We start from the raw sequence: 13,554 nt of genomic DNA on the forward strand, positions 1-13,554 counted from the left end.
GTTTTCGACGCTCGTCCGGGCCGTCCGTGCTCGGATGATCGCCTGTGACGATGCCGAATTCGGAGAGGAGGATATGCCGGATGTTAGCGGATGAGCCTTCGTTCCAGGAACGCCTGCATGTCGCGACGCCCGTCCGCCACGCAGTAGACGACGACGTCGGTGCCCATAATACGGTAGATCATGCGCCAAGGCTTGTGGTGCAGTTCGCGGTATTCGGAGATACCGATACTGGCCAGTTCCTTCGGAATATTTCCGCGGGCCGGGAATTCTTCGAGATCGACGCAGGCGCTTTCGATTTCGGTCAGGATGCGCTCCGCCGTCTCGGCGCCGTCGCGGGCGGCAATGAAACGATAAAGATCCTCGACGTCGCGTTCCGCGTCCTCGGCGAGAAGAACACGGTAACGCATCAGGACTGGTTGTCGGCCAGATGTTTGCGGATGCGCGCGAAGGATTCCGATGCAGGGCGCAGCTTGCCTTCCTCGACCTGTCGATTGGTGAGCGCCAGCATCTTCAGGAGCGCCAGCGTCTCCTGCGTTTCTTCATATTGGCCGACATCCTGAAGGATCGCTTTGGCCTCGCCATGCAGGGTAATGACGACAGGCCGCGGATTATCCTTCAGCGTCCGGATGATCTCGGGCGCATGCGCCTTGAGATAGCTGATCGGCTTGACCTGTTCTGACAGCTTCATGCGGCTACTCCATTTTGACCAGAATATAGACCATTGAATGGTCGATTGAAAGATCCTCGCACATCGCGGCCCCATTTCCGGCATCTGAAGTCGCGTTTCAGCTGCGGCTGCTTTTTCTCTTCAATGCCCGCGAAAGAGAATGGCATTTCTTATAATCGCATTTGTCTACTGATTTTATAGATTACATATTGCAACCACCGGGCGGATTATGGCGTCATGACTTACCTCCTCAGCCTTCTCGACAAAAGCCCGATCGAAACCGGCCTATCCGCTGCCGACGCGCTCCGGGCGACCGTAAAGATTGCCACCCGGGCCGAGGAACTCGGTTATCACCGTTTTTGGGTCGCCGAACATCATAACATGTCCAACCTGGCGAGTTCCGCGCCGGAGGCGCTGATAGCCTATCTTCTCGCCAGGACATCGAGGATCCGGGTCGGCTCCGGCGGCGTCATGCTGCAGCACTACAGCGCCTACAAGGTTGCCGAGACCTTCAATCTCCTGGCATCGCTTGCGCCTGGCCGCGTTGATCTCGGCGTCGGTAAGGCGCCGGGCGGCTTTCCGCTGTCGACGCGCGCCTTGCAGCTTGCCGTCGATCCGTCCAGGAAGCCGGATTTTGCGAGCCAGCTTTCCGACCTCAATACCTACCTTGCGGCCGATCCTGGTTACGACGGTGCGCATGCGACGCCTTTCCCGCCGACGGCTCCGGAGCGTTTCTTGCTCGGCGCCAGCGTCGAGAGCGCCGAACTCGCGGCCGAGAAAGGGTGGGAGCTCGTCTTTGCCGGACACCTGAACGGCGATCCAGACAATCTGCGCAAGACCTTCGAAGTCTATGAGCGGGCATCGGGCGGCAAGCGTCCCATCCTGGCGCTCGCTGCCTTCGCTGCCGAAAGCGAGGAATATGCCCGCGAGCGTGTCGGTAAGCTCAGGATCGTCAAGCTGTTCCTGCCGAACGATCAGACCGTCAATGTCGGCAGCGAGGAGCAGGCAGCCGAATTTGCCCGGCAGGCCGGCGTCACCGATTACCGCATCGAGGAGAAGGTGCCGAGCGTGCTGCACGGCACGGCAAAGCAGATCCGCAACGAACTGGACGAGTTCCATCGCCGCTACGGCGTCAAGGAATTCGTGCTCGACACGCCGGCGCTTTCGACCGCTGACCGCCTTGCCTCCATCGAGCTGCTCGCCGCCGAGCGCCTTTCCCTCGTCGCCTGACCCTTTCCAAGGAGGATCGATCCCATGGCTCAGAAACACGTCACGTTCGGCATCATGCTGCAGGGTCCGGGCGGCCATATGAATGCCTGGAAACATCCGAGCGGACCGGCCGATGCCAGCGTCAATTTCGATTTCTTCGTAACGACGGCGCGCAAGGCGGAGGCGGCCGGCATTGCTTTCGCCTTTGTCGCCGACGGGCTTTATATCAACGAGCTATCGATCCCGCATTTCCTCAACCGGTTCGAACCGATCGCCATTCTCTCGGCGCTGGCCGCCTCCACTTCGAAGATCGGCCTCGTCGGCACGGTCTCGACGTCCTACAGCGATCCCTTCACCATTGCCCGCCAGTTTGCCACGATCGATCTCATCAGCGGCGGCAGGGCAGGGTGGAACGCTGTGACCTCGCCACTCGAGGGTTCGGGGCGAAATTACAGCCGTGAACATCCCGAGCACGAGCTGCGCTACGAGATCGCCGAGGACTATATCGACGCGATCAAAGGTCTCTGGGATTCCTGGGACGACGACGCATTCGTGCGCAATCGCGAGACCGGCGTCTTTGTCGACAAGGCGAAGATGCATCGCCTGAACCATAAGGGCCGGTTTTTCCGCATCGAAGGCCCGCTCAATATCGGCCGTTCAAAACAGGGCCAGCCCGTCGTCTTCCAGGCGGGTGCTTCAGATTCCGGCATCAGGCTTGCCGGCAAGCATGCCGACGCCGTCTTCACCAATGGCGGGCCGTTCGAAGAGGCGCGAGGCTTCTATCGTCAGCTCAAGGATAGCGTCATTGCTCACGGGCGGCCAGCGGCGGAAGTCGGCGTTTATCCGGGCATCGGCCCGATCGTCGGCAAAACGGCTGAGGAGGCGGAAGCCAAGTATCAGGCGATCCGCAATCTCGTCACGATCGAGGAGGCGCTCCTCTATCTCGGCCGCTTCTTCGATCATCATGATTTCGGCGTCTACCCGCTCGATGAGCCTTTCCCTGACATTGGCGATATCGGCAGGAACAATTTCCGCGCCACCACCGACCGCATCAAGAGGACGGCGCGCGAGAAGGGGCTGACACTTCGCCAGGTCGCGCTCGATTCCGCGACGCCGCGCACCGCCTTCATCGGCACGGCGGAGCATATTGCCGACGAGATCATCCGCTGGGTTGATCATGGCGCCGCCGATGGCTTCATTCTCGGCTTCCCCGTCATCGCCGAAGGCTTCGAGGACTTCGCCGCGCACGTCCTGCCGATCCTCACCGAGCGCGGCTATTTCGATCCGGTTCTCAAGGGCGAGACGCTGCGCGATCATCTGGGCCTGCCCTTCCGGGAAAGCCGCTACGCGGCCGGCGCCGATCAGGTCGAGCCGGGGAGGGCTGTCGGCGTCTGAGGCGCCGAGCAAACCGCCATGGACACCATCGCTCAGAACACCCGCAGCAACGATCCAATCGAGAAGGGCATCGCTGCCTATCTTGATGAGATCATCGCGCTTCGCCACGATCTGCACCAATATCCCGAGCTGGCCTTTCAGGAGTTGAGGACCAGCAAGCTCGTGGCATCCCGCCTTTCCTCCTGGGGCTATGAGGTGGCGACCGGCATTGCAGGCACCGGCATCGTCGCCACCCTCAGACGCGGCGAAGGCGGGAAACGGATCGGTATCCGCGCCGACATGGACGCGCTGCCGATCGAGGAGGCGAGCGACCTTGCCTATGCCAGCAGCAATCCCGGCGTCATGCATGCCTGCGGCCATGACGGGCACACGTCGATCCTGCTGGCCGCCGCCCGCTATCTCGCCGAAAGCGGCAATTTCAGCGGCACGCTCAGGCTGATCTTCCAGCCCGCCGAGGAAATCGGCGCCGGCGCCCGCAAGATGATCTCAGAAGGGCTGTTCGAACGCTTTCCTGTCGATGCTGTCTTCGGACTGCACAACTGGCCGGGCGTTCCGGCGGGCCAGTTCGGCATCGTCACCGGTCCGGCCATGGCGTCTGTCGACCAGGCGGTCATCAGGATCGTCGGTAAGGGCGGTCACGGCGCTGAACCGCACCGCGCCGTCGATCCGGTGCTGGCTTCGGCTTCCTTCATCACCGCATTGCAGAGCGTCGTCTCCCGCAATGTCGATCCCCAGGATATGGCGGTCGCCACCGTCGGCTCGATCCATGCCGGCTCCGCCTCGAATGTCATCCCCGAGAGCGTGGAGATGAAACTCACCATGCGGGCCTTCAGCGAGGAGGTTCGCCAGTTGCTGCAAGAGCGCATTCCGGCCCTTGCCCGCGCTCAGGCCGAAAGCTTCGGCGCCGAGGCGGATGTGAATTATCGCCTCGGTTTTCCGGCGCTGATCAATCACGCCAAGGAAACGGCATTTGCCCGCGATGTCGCTTACGAAGCACTCGGTCTCGCGGCGATCGAGAAGGACTTCCGTCCACGAACCGCAAGCGAGGATTTCGCTTTCATGCTGCAGGCCAATCCCGGCAGCTACCTCTTCGTCGGAAACGGCGACAGCGCGCCTCTCCACAGCGCCCATTACGATTTCAACGACGCGATCATCGGGCCGGCGGCCCGCTACTGGGTCCGGCTCGCCGAAACCTTCCTCACTGACGACAACGGGTGATGAACGATATGAGCGATACGTTTCTCTACACGACCCCTCTCGATCCCCGCGCCAAGCCGTTGATCGATGAGCTGATCCACGAATATGACAGCCGCTACGGCACCTATTTCAATGCCGAAGGCGCTGCAGCCGAATTGAACCGCTATCCTCCCGAAGCTTTCGCGCCGCCTCACGGCAATTTTCTGCTGCTGATCCGCAATGGCGAAACCATCGGCGGCGGCGCTTTCAAGCATTACGACGATCGCACGGCCGAGTTCAAACGCATCTGGACACGCTCGGACCTGCGCCGCCAGGGCCTTGCCCGCAAGGTGCTGGTGGAGCTGGAAGCTCAGGCGGCCCGCCAAGGTTATACGAGGATTTATCTGACGACCGGTTTCCGCCAGCCCGAGGCCGTCGGCCTCTATCTGAACTATGGTTACACTGCTCTCTTCGACACGTCAGCTGATCCTGAGATCTACAAGAGCCTGCCCTTCGAGAAGGACATCACCCACCTCGTTCCGCCGGCCTTCGGAGCCGAGGCGGCCGAACCGCGCCTGCGCGTGGCCGGCGCAAATCTCTGACAAGACGATAATCATAAAAGGGAAGCAAGAATGGCACTGACGACGGATTTCGCGGGCATTGAGCCTGCCAGCAGAACGGCAGAACCGAAGCAGGACTATTCCCGTTACCGGATCGTGCCGGCGCGCCATCCCGAGCGGCTGGCGGGCACGATATTTGCGGCCGTCGTCATCATCGCCGTGCTCTATTCCACCTTCACCAATCCGCGCTGGGGTTGGGGCGTCTTCGCCGAATGGTTCTTCGCCGAGCCGGTGCTCGTCGGCCTCGGCAGGACGTTGCTTCTGACCGCGCTTGCCGCCATATCCGGTTCCATTCTCGGAACGGCGCTGGCGCTTGCCCGCGTCTCCAAGTCGCCGCTGCTATCGGGGCTTTCCTGGGGCTATATCTGGCTGCTGCGGTCGATCCCGGTGATCGTGCTGCTGTTGATATTGAACAATCTCGGCTATCTCTACGAAACAATCGAGATCGGCATACCCTTCACCGATACGGTCTTTATCGACTATCCCACTGTGCAACTGCTGACGCCTTTTGCCGCCGCTTTCCTTGGCCTCACGCTCAACCAATCGGCTTTCTTCGCCGAGATCGTCCGCGGCGGCATTCTTTCGGTGGATCATGGGCAGCTGGAAGCCGCCGCTGCACTCGGCCTGCCGCGCCGCCGTCAGGCTTTCCGTATTGTGTTGCCGCAGGCCATGCGCTCGATCCTGCCGACTGGCTTCAACGAACTCATCGGCTTGGCGAAGAGCACGTCCATGGTCTACGTGCTGGCGCTGCCGGAACTGTTCTACACTGTGCAGGTGATCTATCGCCGCAATCTCGAAGTCATTCCGCTGCTGATGGTCGCTACCGTCTGGTATCTGATCATCATGACCGTGCTGTCGGTCGCCCAGCACTATATCGAGCGCTATTTCTCCAGAGGCGCCGTACGAAATCCGACGCCGCTGCCTTTCCAGGCATTTTTTGAACGCTTCCGTCGTCCGCTGCCGGTGCTGGATAGCGCGGCCGACAAGGTGCGCAATCTCGGTTTCCATGATGCGACGGCTCTGCGGGCAGGCGGTGCGGTGCGCATCCACGGCATTTCGAAAAGCTTCGGCTCGCTGAAGGTGCTCGACGATGTCGAGCTCAACCTGCCCGCCGGCAGCGTGACCGCCATTCTCGGCCCGTCCGGCTCGGGTAAGTCGACGCTGCTGCGGTCGATCAATCACCTGGAGCGTGTCGACGAGGGCTTCATCTCCGTCGACGGCGATTTCGTCGGCTATAGCAGGAAGGGCGACACGCTCTATGAGCTCAAGGAAAAAGAGATCCTCAAACGCCGCGCCGATATCGGCATGGTCTTCCAGAGCTTCAATCTCTTCCCGCATCTGACCGTGCTCGAAAACCTCATCGAGGCGCCGATCGAGGTTCGTGGTGTCGATCGCGAGGAAGCTGTGCAGCTGGCGCAGGAGCTGCTGGCACGCGTCGGTCTCAGCGACAAGATCAATGCCTATCCGCGCCAGCTCTCCGGTGGCCAACAGCAGCGTGTGGCGATCGCCCGGGCGCTGGCGCTCCGCCCCAAGGTGCTGCTCTTCGACGAGCCGACCTCCGCACTCGATCCGGAACTCGTCGGCGAGGTGCTCGACGTCATCAAGGAGCTCGCCCGCACCGGAACGACGCTCGTCATCGTCACCCATGAAATCGGTTTTGCCCGCGAAGTCGCCGACACCGTCGTCTTCATGGAAAACGGCCGCATTCTGGAGGCCGGTCCGCCGGCCCGGATCTTCACGCAAGCGGAGCATCCGCGAACACGCGAATTCCTCGCCAAGGTTCTCTAGCGCCCGACTGCGCTGGTGAAATGCCGGGCCGCGACGGCTGCTCCGGTCAAGCGACAACAAACACAACCATAGGACGAAATGGAGAAGGGCATGGCATTTACAAATAGAGCAAGGCTTCTCGTAGCGGGAGCCATCGCCATTGGCGCGATCGGTTTCGGTTCCGCTCAGGCGCAGCAGAAGTTCGATCTCAGCCCCGAACAGCCGAACCGGCTGCGGGTGGAAAAGAACGAGAAGCGCATCGCAGAAATCAAGGACTTCAAGTTCGTCGAGAGCGGTGTTTTCACCGTCGGCATCAGTACCAGCGGTAATCTGCCGCTGCACGACTATGCGTCCGACTCCAAAACCGTCATCGGTTATGACGTCGATCTGGCGCAGGCGATCGCCGACAGCCTCGGCCTGAAGCTCAACCTCGTTTCTGTTGCCTGGGCCGATTGGCCGCTGGGGCTGACATCCGGCAAGTTCGATGCGGTGATCTCGAACGTCACGGTGACGGAGGAGCGCAAGGAAAAGTTCGATTTCTCGACCTACCGCAAGGATGAGCTCGGTTTCTACGTCAGTGCCGACAACCCGATCACATCGATCAAGGAGCCGAAGGATATTGCCGGCTTGAAGGTCATCACCGATGCCGGCACCAACCAGGAGAAGATCCTGCTCGAATGGGACCGGGAGAATGTCGCGGCCGGTCTGAAGCCGATCGAGGTGCAATATTACGACGATGATGCGGTGAAGGACCTCGCCGTCCAGTCCGGCAGAGCCGATGCCGTCTTCAGCGTCAACGCCACCCAGGCCTATGCGGCGGGGATCAACGGCAAGACCAAACTTGTCGGCACCGTCAGCGGCGGCTGGCCGATCACGGCCGAGATCGCAGTGACCACACGCAAGGGCAGCGGCCTGGCGGCGCCCGTCACCAATGTCGTCAACGATCTGATCGCCAGCGGCGCCTACAAGAAGATCCTCGACACCTGGAATCTCGGTCCGGAGGCGATCGACAAGGCCCAGACCAACCCGCCCGGCCTGCCGAAGAGCGGTTCGTAATGTTTACGGGACGGACGGCGGTTCAAGCCGGTCCGTTCCTGCCTTTCACTGCAAACGGAGACATATCGAACGTGGCGACTTTTCTTTATATCCGCAGCTTTTTCTTCGCGGCGCTGACGGCAGCCTTGGCTGGCCTCAGTGCAGCCCATGCGGCCGATGATTTCGACCTCAGCCCGCAGCAGCCGGGCAGGCTTCATGCAGCAAGAAACGATGCGGCGATCGCCGCGATTCCCAAGGATTTCAACTTCGTGACGCCAGGTAAGTTTACCATCGCTGTCAGTCCCGGCGGCCCGCCGCTTGCCACTTACGCCACCGATGCCAAGACCGTGGTCGGCGCGGATCCCGATTACGCCTATGCCATCGCCGACAACCTCGGCCTGACGCTGGAGATCGTCCCGGTCGCCTGGATCGACTGGCCGCTCGGCTTAACCTCAGGCAAATATGATGCCGTAATCTCCAATGTCGGGGTGACCGAGCAGCGCAAGGAGAAGTTCGATTTCTCCACCTACCGTCGGGGCCTGCACGGTTTCTTCGTGAAATCTGACAATCCCATCACCTCGATCAAGGAGCCGAAGGATGCGGCGGGCCTGAGGATCATCGTCGGCGCCGGCACCAACCAGGAGCGCATCCTGATCAAGTGGAGCGAAGAGGACGTCGCCGCGGGCCTGAAGCCGATCGAACTGCAATATTATGACGACGAGGCGGCGAGCCTTCTTGCGCTGCGTTCCGGTCGCGCCGATGTCATCGTTCAGCCGCACGCACAGCTCGTTTTCATCGCGGCGCGCGACAAGAACATCAAGCGCGTGGGCACGCTGAGCGCCGGCTGGCCGGATCGATCGGACGTCGCGATCGCCACCCGTAAGGGTAGCGGACTCGCCGATGCGCTGACCATCGCCACCAATGGCCTCATCAAGGACGGCACCTATGCGAGAATACTCGACCATTGGCATCTTTCCGAAGAAGCCTTGCCCGCATCCGAGACCAATCCACCCGGCCTGCCGAAATATTGATCAGCGGAAGACATGAGATGAGCGGCGGCGATATATCGATCAGCCATATCGGCTTCCTCACCCCTGGCAACTATTCCGAAGATGATCCTTTGTCGGGACTGGAGCAGACGCTCCAGCAGTTGCAATATGGCGAAGAGCTGGGTTTCGACAGCGCCTGGGTCCGCCAGCGGCACCTGGAGCCGGGGATCTCGTCCGCCAGCGGCTTTCTGGCGGCGGCCACCCAGCGCACCAGCCGGATCGAGCTCGGAACGGCGGTCATTCCGATCGGCTATGAAAGCCCGTATCGGTTGGCCGAGGACCTTGCCACGGTCGATGTTCTCTCACGCGGACGGCTGAATATTGGCGTCAGCGCCGGCCGGCCGCCGCATGCCGAGCTGATCGGTCCACTCGCCTTCGACGGTGACTCGACGAGCTACGATTTCTCGCATGACCGCGTGCTGCGCTTTGCCGACAATCTGCGCGGCGCCTATCTCGGCGACGACGAGACCTTCATCAAGACGCCCTTCGGCCCACGGCGGCCGCGCCTGCAGCCCTATGCCAACGGGCTGATCGACCGGGTCTGGTATGGCGGCGGGTCGCAGCGCTCGGCCGGCTGGGCCGGCCGCAACGGCTTCAACCTGTTGACGGGCAATGTGATAACCGGGGAGGGGACCGACGATTTCTTCGTCGCCCAATCCAGGCTGATTGAAACCTATCGCGACTCGGGCACGCAGCGCCGCGTCGCGCTCGGCCGCGTCATCGTGCCGTTCGACAGCGCCGATGCGCCAACGCGCCGGCGCTACCGCGATTATGCCGACGGCCGCCATCAGCGGACGCTTTCGCCGCAGGGCGAACGACGTACCTTGTTCGCCCGCGATATCGTCGGCAGATCGGAGGAAATATTGGAGCGGCTTTTCGCCGATCCGATCCTGCCCGAGGTCAGCGAGTTGCGGCTGGAGCTCCCTTACGAGTTCGAGCACGAGGAATATCGCCAAATCCTCCACGACTTCGCCTCCAGAATCGCCCCGGAGCTCGGATGGAAAGCGCAGCCGGGAATTCGGGCCGCTTCCTGATTGGCCGTCGGCAGACGACGGCACGCATTCCCCATCAATCCATCATCTTAGCAGGGAGCATTCGTCAGTGACCAAATCGGTGGAATATTTCTTTTCGATCGGCTCGCCCTGGTCGCACATCGGCTTCGATGCCTTTACCGAACTGGCGGCGAAGAATGACGTCGTCGTCACGCCCTATCTAACGACGGTGGTCGAGGAGAATGGCGGCATCTTCTCGCGCAACCGCCCGGAGATCCGCCGCGCCTACTGGACGCGGGACCTCAAACGCTGGGCGCGCGTGCGTGGCAAGGAATTGCGGCTGGAGCATCGGCCGGAGCTCAGCGATCCGACCCCGGCATCCCTCTTCGTGATCGCTGCCTATCTCGACGGGCAGGATTGGATTGGCGTCGCCCGCGCCTTGCAGCATGCTTTCTGGGGCGAGGCGCGGGATATCGGCAAGGCTGATATACGCGAGGCGATCGTGACAGCAGCAGGTTTCGATGGCGCAGCGCTTCTCCGGCGGCAAGCCGACGATGACGTCCAGAACAAGTGGTCGGCAGACCGCGTGCATGCGCGCGACAGCGGCGTCTTCGGTTTTCCCAGCTATGTCTACGACGGCGAGCTTTATTGGGGCCAGGACAATCTGCCTTTCCTGGAACGTCATCTCCGCGGCGACCGACCGTAAGCTTCAAGACGAATGTTTTTTCAATCGAGCGCCGAAGGAGAGATGCACATTCCTTTAATCCAGTAATTTTATAGACAATATTCGAGGCAACCAGAGAGAGGAAAAACCATGTCAGGTTTCAAACTCGTCGGCATTGCCGGCAGCTTCAACCGCCCATCGAAGACATTGGCGCTCGTCCGGCATGTCGCCGAACGCGCCAGCCTCAGATACGGCTTTTCGAGCAAAACCTATGATCTGCACGATGTCGGTCCGTCGCTGGGCGGCGCGCTGTGGCGCAAGGACCTCGACGAGCAGGCCAAGCGTGTCGTCGACGAGATCGTAAGGGCCGATGTGCTGATTATTGGTTCGCCGACTTACAAGGGATCATACCCCGGCCTTTTCAAGCACCTCATCGATCTGATCGATCCGCAGGAGCTTCGCGCGAAGCCGATCATCATTACAGCGACCGGCGGCGGCGACCGGCATGCCTTGATGGTCGAACATCAGCTTCGGCCGCTGTTCGGTTTCTTCATGGCCCATACGCTGCCGACGGCCGTCTATGCGTCCGACCGTGATTTTGCGGATTACGCGGTTTCATCCGATGCGCTTTCGAACCGCATCGGCGAAGTGGTCGGCGAATTGTCGGCCTTCTTTCCAGAGGCAAGACCGGCAGTAGCGGCGGCCGAATAAGGCGCGTCACGAAATTCGTTCTCAGGAGGCAGCGATGAATGATGCAGGCCCGCAGGGATCAAGCGAACAGATCTGGAGCGTCTTTGAATTTGCTCGTCGATATCGGCTGGCCAAGCGCGAGGAGAACCGCCTGCTTATGCTGTACGGGCCGACTGCATCGCTGCGCGATCTTCTCGCCAATGCGCAACGTCATTCGTTGATTCCCCAACCGACCAGTTCCTGACAGGAGGTTCGCATGAAGCTCGATTTCCGTTTCTGGCTGAAGGTTGCGATCGCCCGCTTCCGGCGCCAGCTGCGAAAGCCTGCAAACGCAGCGGTCACCCGCGACGAGGAGCAGGACCGGTCGGCGCGCGAATACGAACTTCACTATTGGGGCGCGATGCCGGGACTTTGGTATTGAGGAGGGCGGCGGGATGGCGATTGCTGTTGAGACCGGCGACCGTCGGCACGACACCAGAAGAGCAACGGGAAGCCTTATGTCGCAGTTCAGGCATGCGGCCGGGATCTGCACGGTCGCCGGTTCCTTCACCTTCCTCTTCGCCTTGGTGATCGGACTGATCAGATGAGCAAAGTCCTCATTCTCCCCGGATTGTTCGGCTCGGGAGAAGGGCATTGGCAACAGCACTGGCTACAGGATCAGCCGGGTAGCCGTTTTGTCGCTCAGGACGATTGGGATAATCCCAGCCTCGACAGCTGGTTGCCGCGACTGGAAGAAGCGCTTGAAGAGGCTGGCGAAGCCTATCTGGTCGCCCATAGTCTCGGATGCCTGCTCGCCGCTCGGCTGGCCGGGCGAAGCGCTGCCCGGCGCGTGAAGGGAGCATTGCTCGTTGCTCCCTGCGATCTGCCGGCCACGGAAATACTCCATCCCGGGCATATCGCGTTCGGCGGCATGCCGACGGCGCCTCTGCCATTTCCGAGCATCGTCATCGGCAGCATGAACGACGCCTACATGACGGTCGATCGGCTGACCTTGTTTGGCCGACTGTGGAAGGCGGAGACCAGGAATATCGGCCTTGCCGGCCACATCAACATCGCAAGTGGTTTTGGCCGCTGGCGAACCGGCTACCGGCTGCTGGATGCATTGAAGATGCGCACCGGCGATCGAAGGCGCAGCGTTTTCGCACGACCGGCTTTTGCCATGTGAATGGAAGCGGAATGTCCGATATCATCGACGATCTCCTGCGCCTCAGCGAAGATCCGAATGCCGACCCAGGAGCCGGCGCCGGCAAACCATGGAGCGCCTGGTGCAGACGTTGCTTGCCATGGCCGACGCCGAAATCGGGCCTGACGAGGCGCAACATCGCCATTCGATCATGCATTTGACGACGATCATCCGCGACATGACGGGCAGGATCGCCGAGGCCGATGATACGACATTTGCGGCGATCGTCAGGGAGGCCGCGATGCTGATCCGCAGCCTGCAGCGGCGCCAAGCCGATGCGGCCAGATTCACGGTGCATTGAAACGTGACCGATATCGCCGAGCATAGGCAGGTGATAATCCGGCGAAGCGAGGTTCGGATGCTCAGTGCAACTAGTATGGCTCTCACGGGCGAGCTCGTGTCGCTCAGCCTTCGCCCCGAGCTCGATCCCGGCCCCGAGCCGCACCGGACACCGCTGACCGAGTTGGAGGTGGAGATGTTCGCCAGGCGGCTGCTCCAGGAATCCGTCGGCGCGCCGCTCTGGGTCTTCGCCTATGGATCATTGATATGGAAGCCGGACTTCGATGCCGTCGAGTGGCAGCGCGGCGCAGCCAGGGGTTGGCATCGGTCCTTCTGTCTGAAGATGACACGTTGGCGGGGAAGCCGGGCGCAGCCTGGCCTCATGATGGCGCTTGATCGCGGCGGACGCTGCAATGGCATCCTCTTCAGGCTTGCCGATGACGATCGCCTCGGCCAGATTCGACGCTTGATCCGCCGTGAGGTCGGCACGATCGAAGATGCGGCGACAGTTCGCTGGATTCCTGTCGAGACCGCACATGGCTTCGTGCGCGCGCTGGTCTTTTGGGCCGGCCCGAAAGGCGAGCGCGTTTCCCGCAGATTGCCGTTGGAGACGGTGGCGCGCGTGCTTGCCAGGGCCTGCGGACATGTGGGCTCCTGCGCCGAATATCTCTATCTGACGGTGAAGCATCTGGAAGAACGCGGCATTCGCGATCGCAATTTATGGCGCCTCCAGGAGCTCGTCGCAGCCGAACTCCTGTCGATCCATGGCCTGAACGAGGTTGCGCCAAGCCGTTAAGCGCCGTGCGTCCTTTCAGACCCACGGCGCTT

Annotated in this window: 17 protein-coding genes and 1 pseudogene; 16 read left to right on the forward strand and 2 right to left on the reverse strand. The window is 61.4% G+C overall.

The features are described from left to right. Positions 1–83 precede the first annotated feature (83 nt). Positions 84–407, reverse strand: coding sequence for a type II toxin-antitoxin system RelE/ParE family toxin (locus RHE_RS22850; RefSeq protein WP_011427628.1), 324 nt, complete (start codon positions 405–407; stop codon positions 84–86). Continuing rightward, on the reverse strand, positions 407–688 hold the full coding sequence (locus tag RHE_RS22855; RefSeq protein ID WP_011427629.1) for a type II toxin-antitoxin system Phd/YefM family antitoxin: 282 nt from the start codon (positions 686–688) through the stop codon (positions 407–409). Before RHE_RS22855 ends, RHE_RS22850 begins: the two co-directional genes overlap by 1 nt. A gap of 216 nt (positions 689–904) precedes the next feature. Here RHE_RS22855 and RHE_RS22860 point away from each other — a divergent pair, with 216 nt between their 5' ends. The 16 genes and pseudogenes from RHE_RS22860 to RHE_RS22930 all read left to right on the forward strand — a co-directional run bounded on the left by RHE_RS22860 (position 905) and on the right by RHE_RS22930 (position 13,522). Then, positions 905–1,897 (forward strand): LLM class flavin-dependent oxidoreductase, encoded by a 993-nt coding sequence (locus tag RHE_RS22860; protein ID WP_011427630.1) that lies wholly within the window; start codon positions 905–907, stop codon positions 1,895–1,897. Between the two features lie 24 nt (positions 1,898–1,921). Beyond that, positions 1,922–3,271, forward strand: a complete 1,350-nt coding sequence (locus tag RHE_RS22865; protein WP_011427631.1) for an LLM class flavin-dependent oxidoreductase — start codon at positions 1,922–1,924, stop codon at positions 3,269–3,271. 18 nt (positions 3,272–3,289) lie between these two features. Continuing rightward, complete coding sequence (locus RHE_RS22870) at positions 3,290–4,489, forward strand: M20 aminoacylase family protein (RefSeq protein WP_011427632.1); 1,200 nt, start codon at positions 3,290–3,292, stop codon at positions 4,487–4,489. Beyond that, positions 4,486–5,049: a GNAT family N-acetyltransferase gene (locus tag RHE_RS22875; RefSeq protein WP_041678947.1), complete on the forward strand. Its 564-nt coding sequence runs from the start codon at positions 4,486–4,488 to the stop codon at positions 5,047–5,049. The genes RHE_RS22870 and RHE_RS22875 overlap by 4 nt, the downstream gene beginning before the upstream one ends. Before the next feature lie 30 nt (positions 5,050–5,079). Further along, complete coding sequence (locus RHE_RS34885) at positions 5,080–6,855, forward strand: amino acid ABC transporter permease/ATP-binding protein (RefSeq protein WP_011427634.1); 1,776 nt, start codon at positions 5,080–5,082, stop codon at positions 6,853–6,855. A 90-nt stretch (positions 6,856–6,945) separates the two neighbouring features. Continuing rightward, positions 6,946–7,890 carry an ABC transporter substrate-binding protein gene (locus RHE_RS22890; protein WP_011427635.1) on the forward strand — a complete coding sequence of 315 codons (945 nt, stop codon included), beginning with the start codon at positions 6,946–6,948 and terminating at the stop codon, positions 7,888–7,890. A 71-nt stretch (positions 7,891–7,961) separates the two neighbouring features. Next, on the forward strand, positions 7,962–8,900 hold the full coding sequence (locus tag RHE_RS22895; RefSeq protein WP_042119781.1) for an ABC transporter substrate-binding protein: 939 nt from the start codon (positions 7,962–7,964) through the stop codon (positions 8,898–8,900). A gap of 17 nt (positions 8,901–8,917) precedes the next feature. Then, entirely contained in the window at positions 8,918–9,952 is a 1,035-nt protein-coding gene (locus RHE_RS22900) for an LLM class flavin-dependent oxidoreductase (protein WP_011427637.1), read from the forward strand. A gap of 67 nt (positions 9,953–10,019) precedes the next feature. Next, complete coding sequence (locus RHE_RS22905) at positions 10,020–10,616, forward strand: 2-hydroxychromene-2-carboxylate isomerase (RefSeq protein ID WP_011427638.1); 597 nt, start codon at positions 10,020–10,022, stop codon at positions 10,614–10,616. A gap of 108 nt (positions 10,617–10,724) precedes the next feature. Beyond that, positions 10,725–11,285: an FMN reductase gene (gene msuE / locus RHE_RS22910; protein WP_011427639.1), complete on the forward strand. Its 561-nt coding sequence runs from the start codon at positions 10,725–10,727 to the stop codon at positions 11,283–11,285. 34 nt (positions 11,286–11,319) lie between these two features. Then, positions 11,320–11,508, forward strand: a complete 189-nt coding sequence (locus RHE_RS22915; protein ID WP_011427640.1) for a hypothetical protein — start codon at positions 11,320–11,322, stop codon at positions 11,506–11,508. A gap of 12 nt (positions 11,509–11,520) precedes the next feature. Beyond that, entirely contained in the window at positions 11,521–11,685 is a 165-nt protein-coding gene (locus RHE_RS33825) for a hypothetical protein (protein WP_020922764.1), read from the forward strand. A gap of 13 nt (positions 11,686–11,698) precedes the next feature. After that, entirely contained in the window at positions 11,699–11,851 is a 153-nt protein-coding gene (locus RHE_RS33830) for a hypothetical protein (RefSeq protein ID WP_016736942.1), read from the forward strand. Then, the gene (locus RHE_RS22920) at positions 11,848–12,429 is read left to right on the forward strand and encodes an RBBP9/YdeN family alpha/beta hydrolase (RefSeq protein ID WP_011427641.1); all 582 of its coding nucleotides are present in this window, start codon (positions 11,848–11,850) and stop codon (positions 12,427–12,429) included. Before RHE_RS33830 ends, RHE_RS22920 begins: the two co-directional genes overlap by 4 nt. An 11-nt stretch (positions 12,430–12,440) precedes the next feature. Then, positions 12,441–12,748 (forward strand): annotated as a pseudogene (locus RHE_RS22925) (hypothetical protein). 3 nt (positions 12,749–12,751) lie between these two features. Beyond that, the gene (locus RHE_RS22930) at positions 12,752–13,522 is read left to right on the forward strand and encodes a gamma-glutamylcyclotransferase (protein ID WP_041678948.1); all 771 of its coding nucleotides are present in this window, start codon (positions 12,752–12,754) and stop codon (positions 13,520–13,522) included. Positions 13,523–13,554: the final 32 nt, after the last annotated feature.

The organism is Rhizobium etli CFN 42, assembly GCF_000092045.1.
Lineage (GTDB): Bacteria > Pseudomonadota > Alphaproteobacteria > Rhizobiales > Rhizobiaceae > Rhizobium > Rhizobium etli.

What these genes read in the sequence shown, in the direction of transcription:
- RHE_RS22850 (WP_011427628.1), bottom strand. Translation starts at nt 407, where the DNA reads ATGCGTTACCGTGTTCTTCTCGCCGAGGACGCGGAACGCGACGTCGAG.
- RHE_RS22855 (WP_011427629.1), bottom strand. Translation starts at nt 688, where the DNA reads ATGAAGCTGTCAGAACAGGTCAAGCCGATCAGCTATCTCAAGGCGCAT.
- RHE_RS22860 (WP_011427630.1), top strand. Translation starts at nt 905, where the DNA reads ATGACTTACCTCCTCAGCCTTCTCGACAAAAGCCCGATCGAAACCGGC.
- RHE_RS22865 (WP_011427631.1), top strand. Translation starts at nt 1,922, where the DNA reads ATGGCTCAGAAACACGTCACGTTCGGCATCATGCTGCAGGGTCCGGGC.
- RHE_RS22870 (WP_011427632.1), top strand. Translation starts at nt 3,290, where the DNA reads ATGGACACCATCGCTCAGAACACCCGCAGCAACGATCCAATCGAGAAG.
- RHE_RS34885 (WP_011427634.1), top strand. Translation starts at nt 5,080, where the DNA reads ATGGCACTGACGACGGATTTCGCGGGCATTGAGCCTGCCAGCAGAACG.
- RHE_RS22890 (WP_011427635.1), top strand. Translation starts at nt 6,946, where the DNA reads ATGGCATTTACAAATAGAGCAAGGCTTCTCGTAGCGGGAGCCATCGCC.
- RHE_RS22900 (WP_011427637.1), top strand. Translation starts at nt 8,918, where the DNA reads ATGAGCGGCGGCGATATATCGATCAGCCATATCGGCTTCCTCACCCCT.
- msuE (WP_011427639.1), top strand. Translation starts at nt 10,725, where the DNA reads ATGTCAGGTTTCAAACTCGTCGGCATTGCCGGCAGCTTCAACCGCCCA.
- RHE_RS22915 (WP_011427640.1), top strand. Translation starts at nt 11,320, where the DNA reads ATGAATGATGCAGGCCCGCAGGGATCAAGCGAACAGATCTGGAGCGTC.
- RHE_RS33825 (WP_020922764.1), top strand. Translation starts at nt 11,521, where the DNA reads ATGAAGCTCGATTTCCGTTTCTGGCTGAAGGTTGCGATCGCCCGCTTC.
- RHE_RS33830 (WP_016736942.1), top strand. Translation starts at nt 11,699, where the DNA reads ATGGCGATTGCTGTTGAGACCGGCGACCGTCGGCACGACACCAGAAGA.
- RHE_RS22920 (WP_011427641.1), top strand. Translation starts at nt 11,848, where the DNA reads ATGAGCAAAGTCCTCATTCTCCCCGGATTGTTCGGCTCGGGAGAAGGG.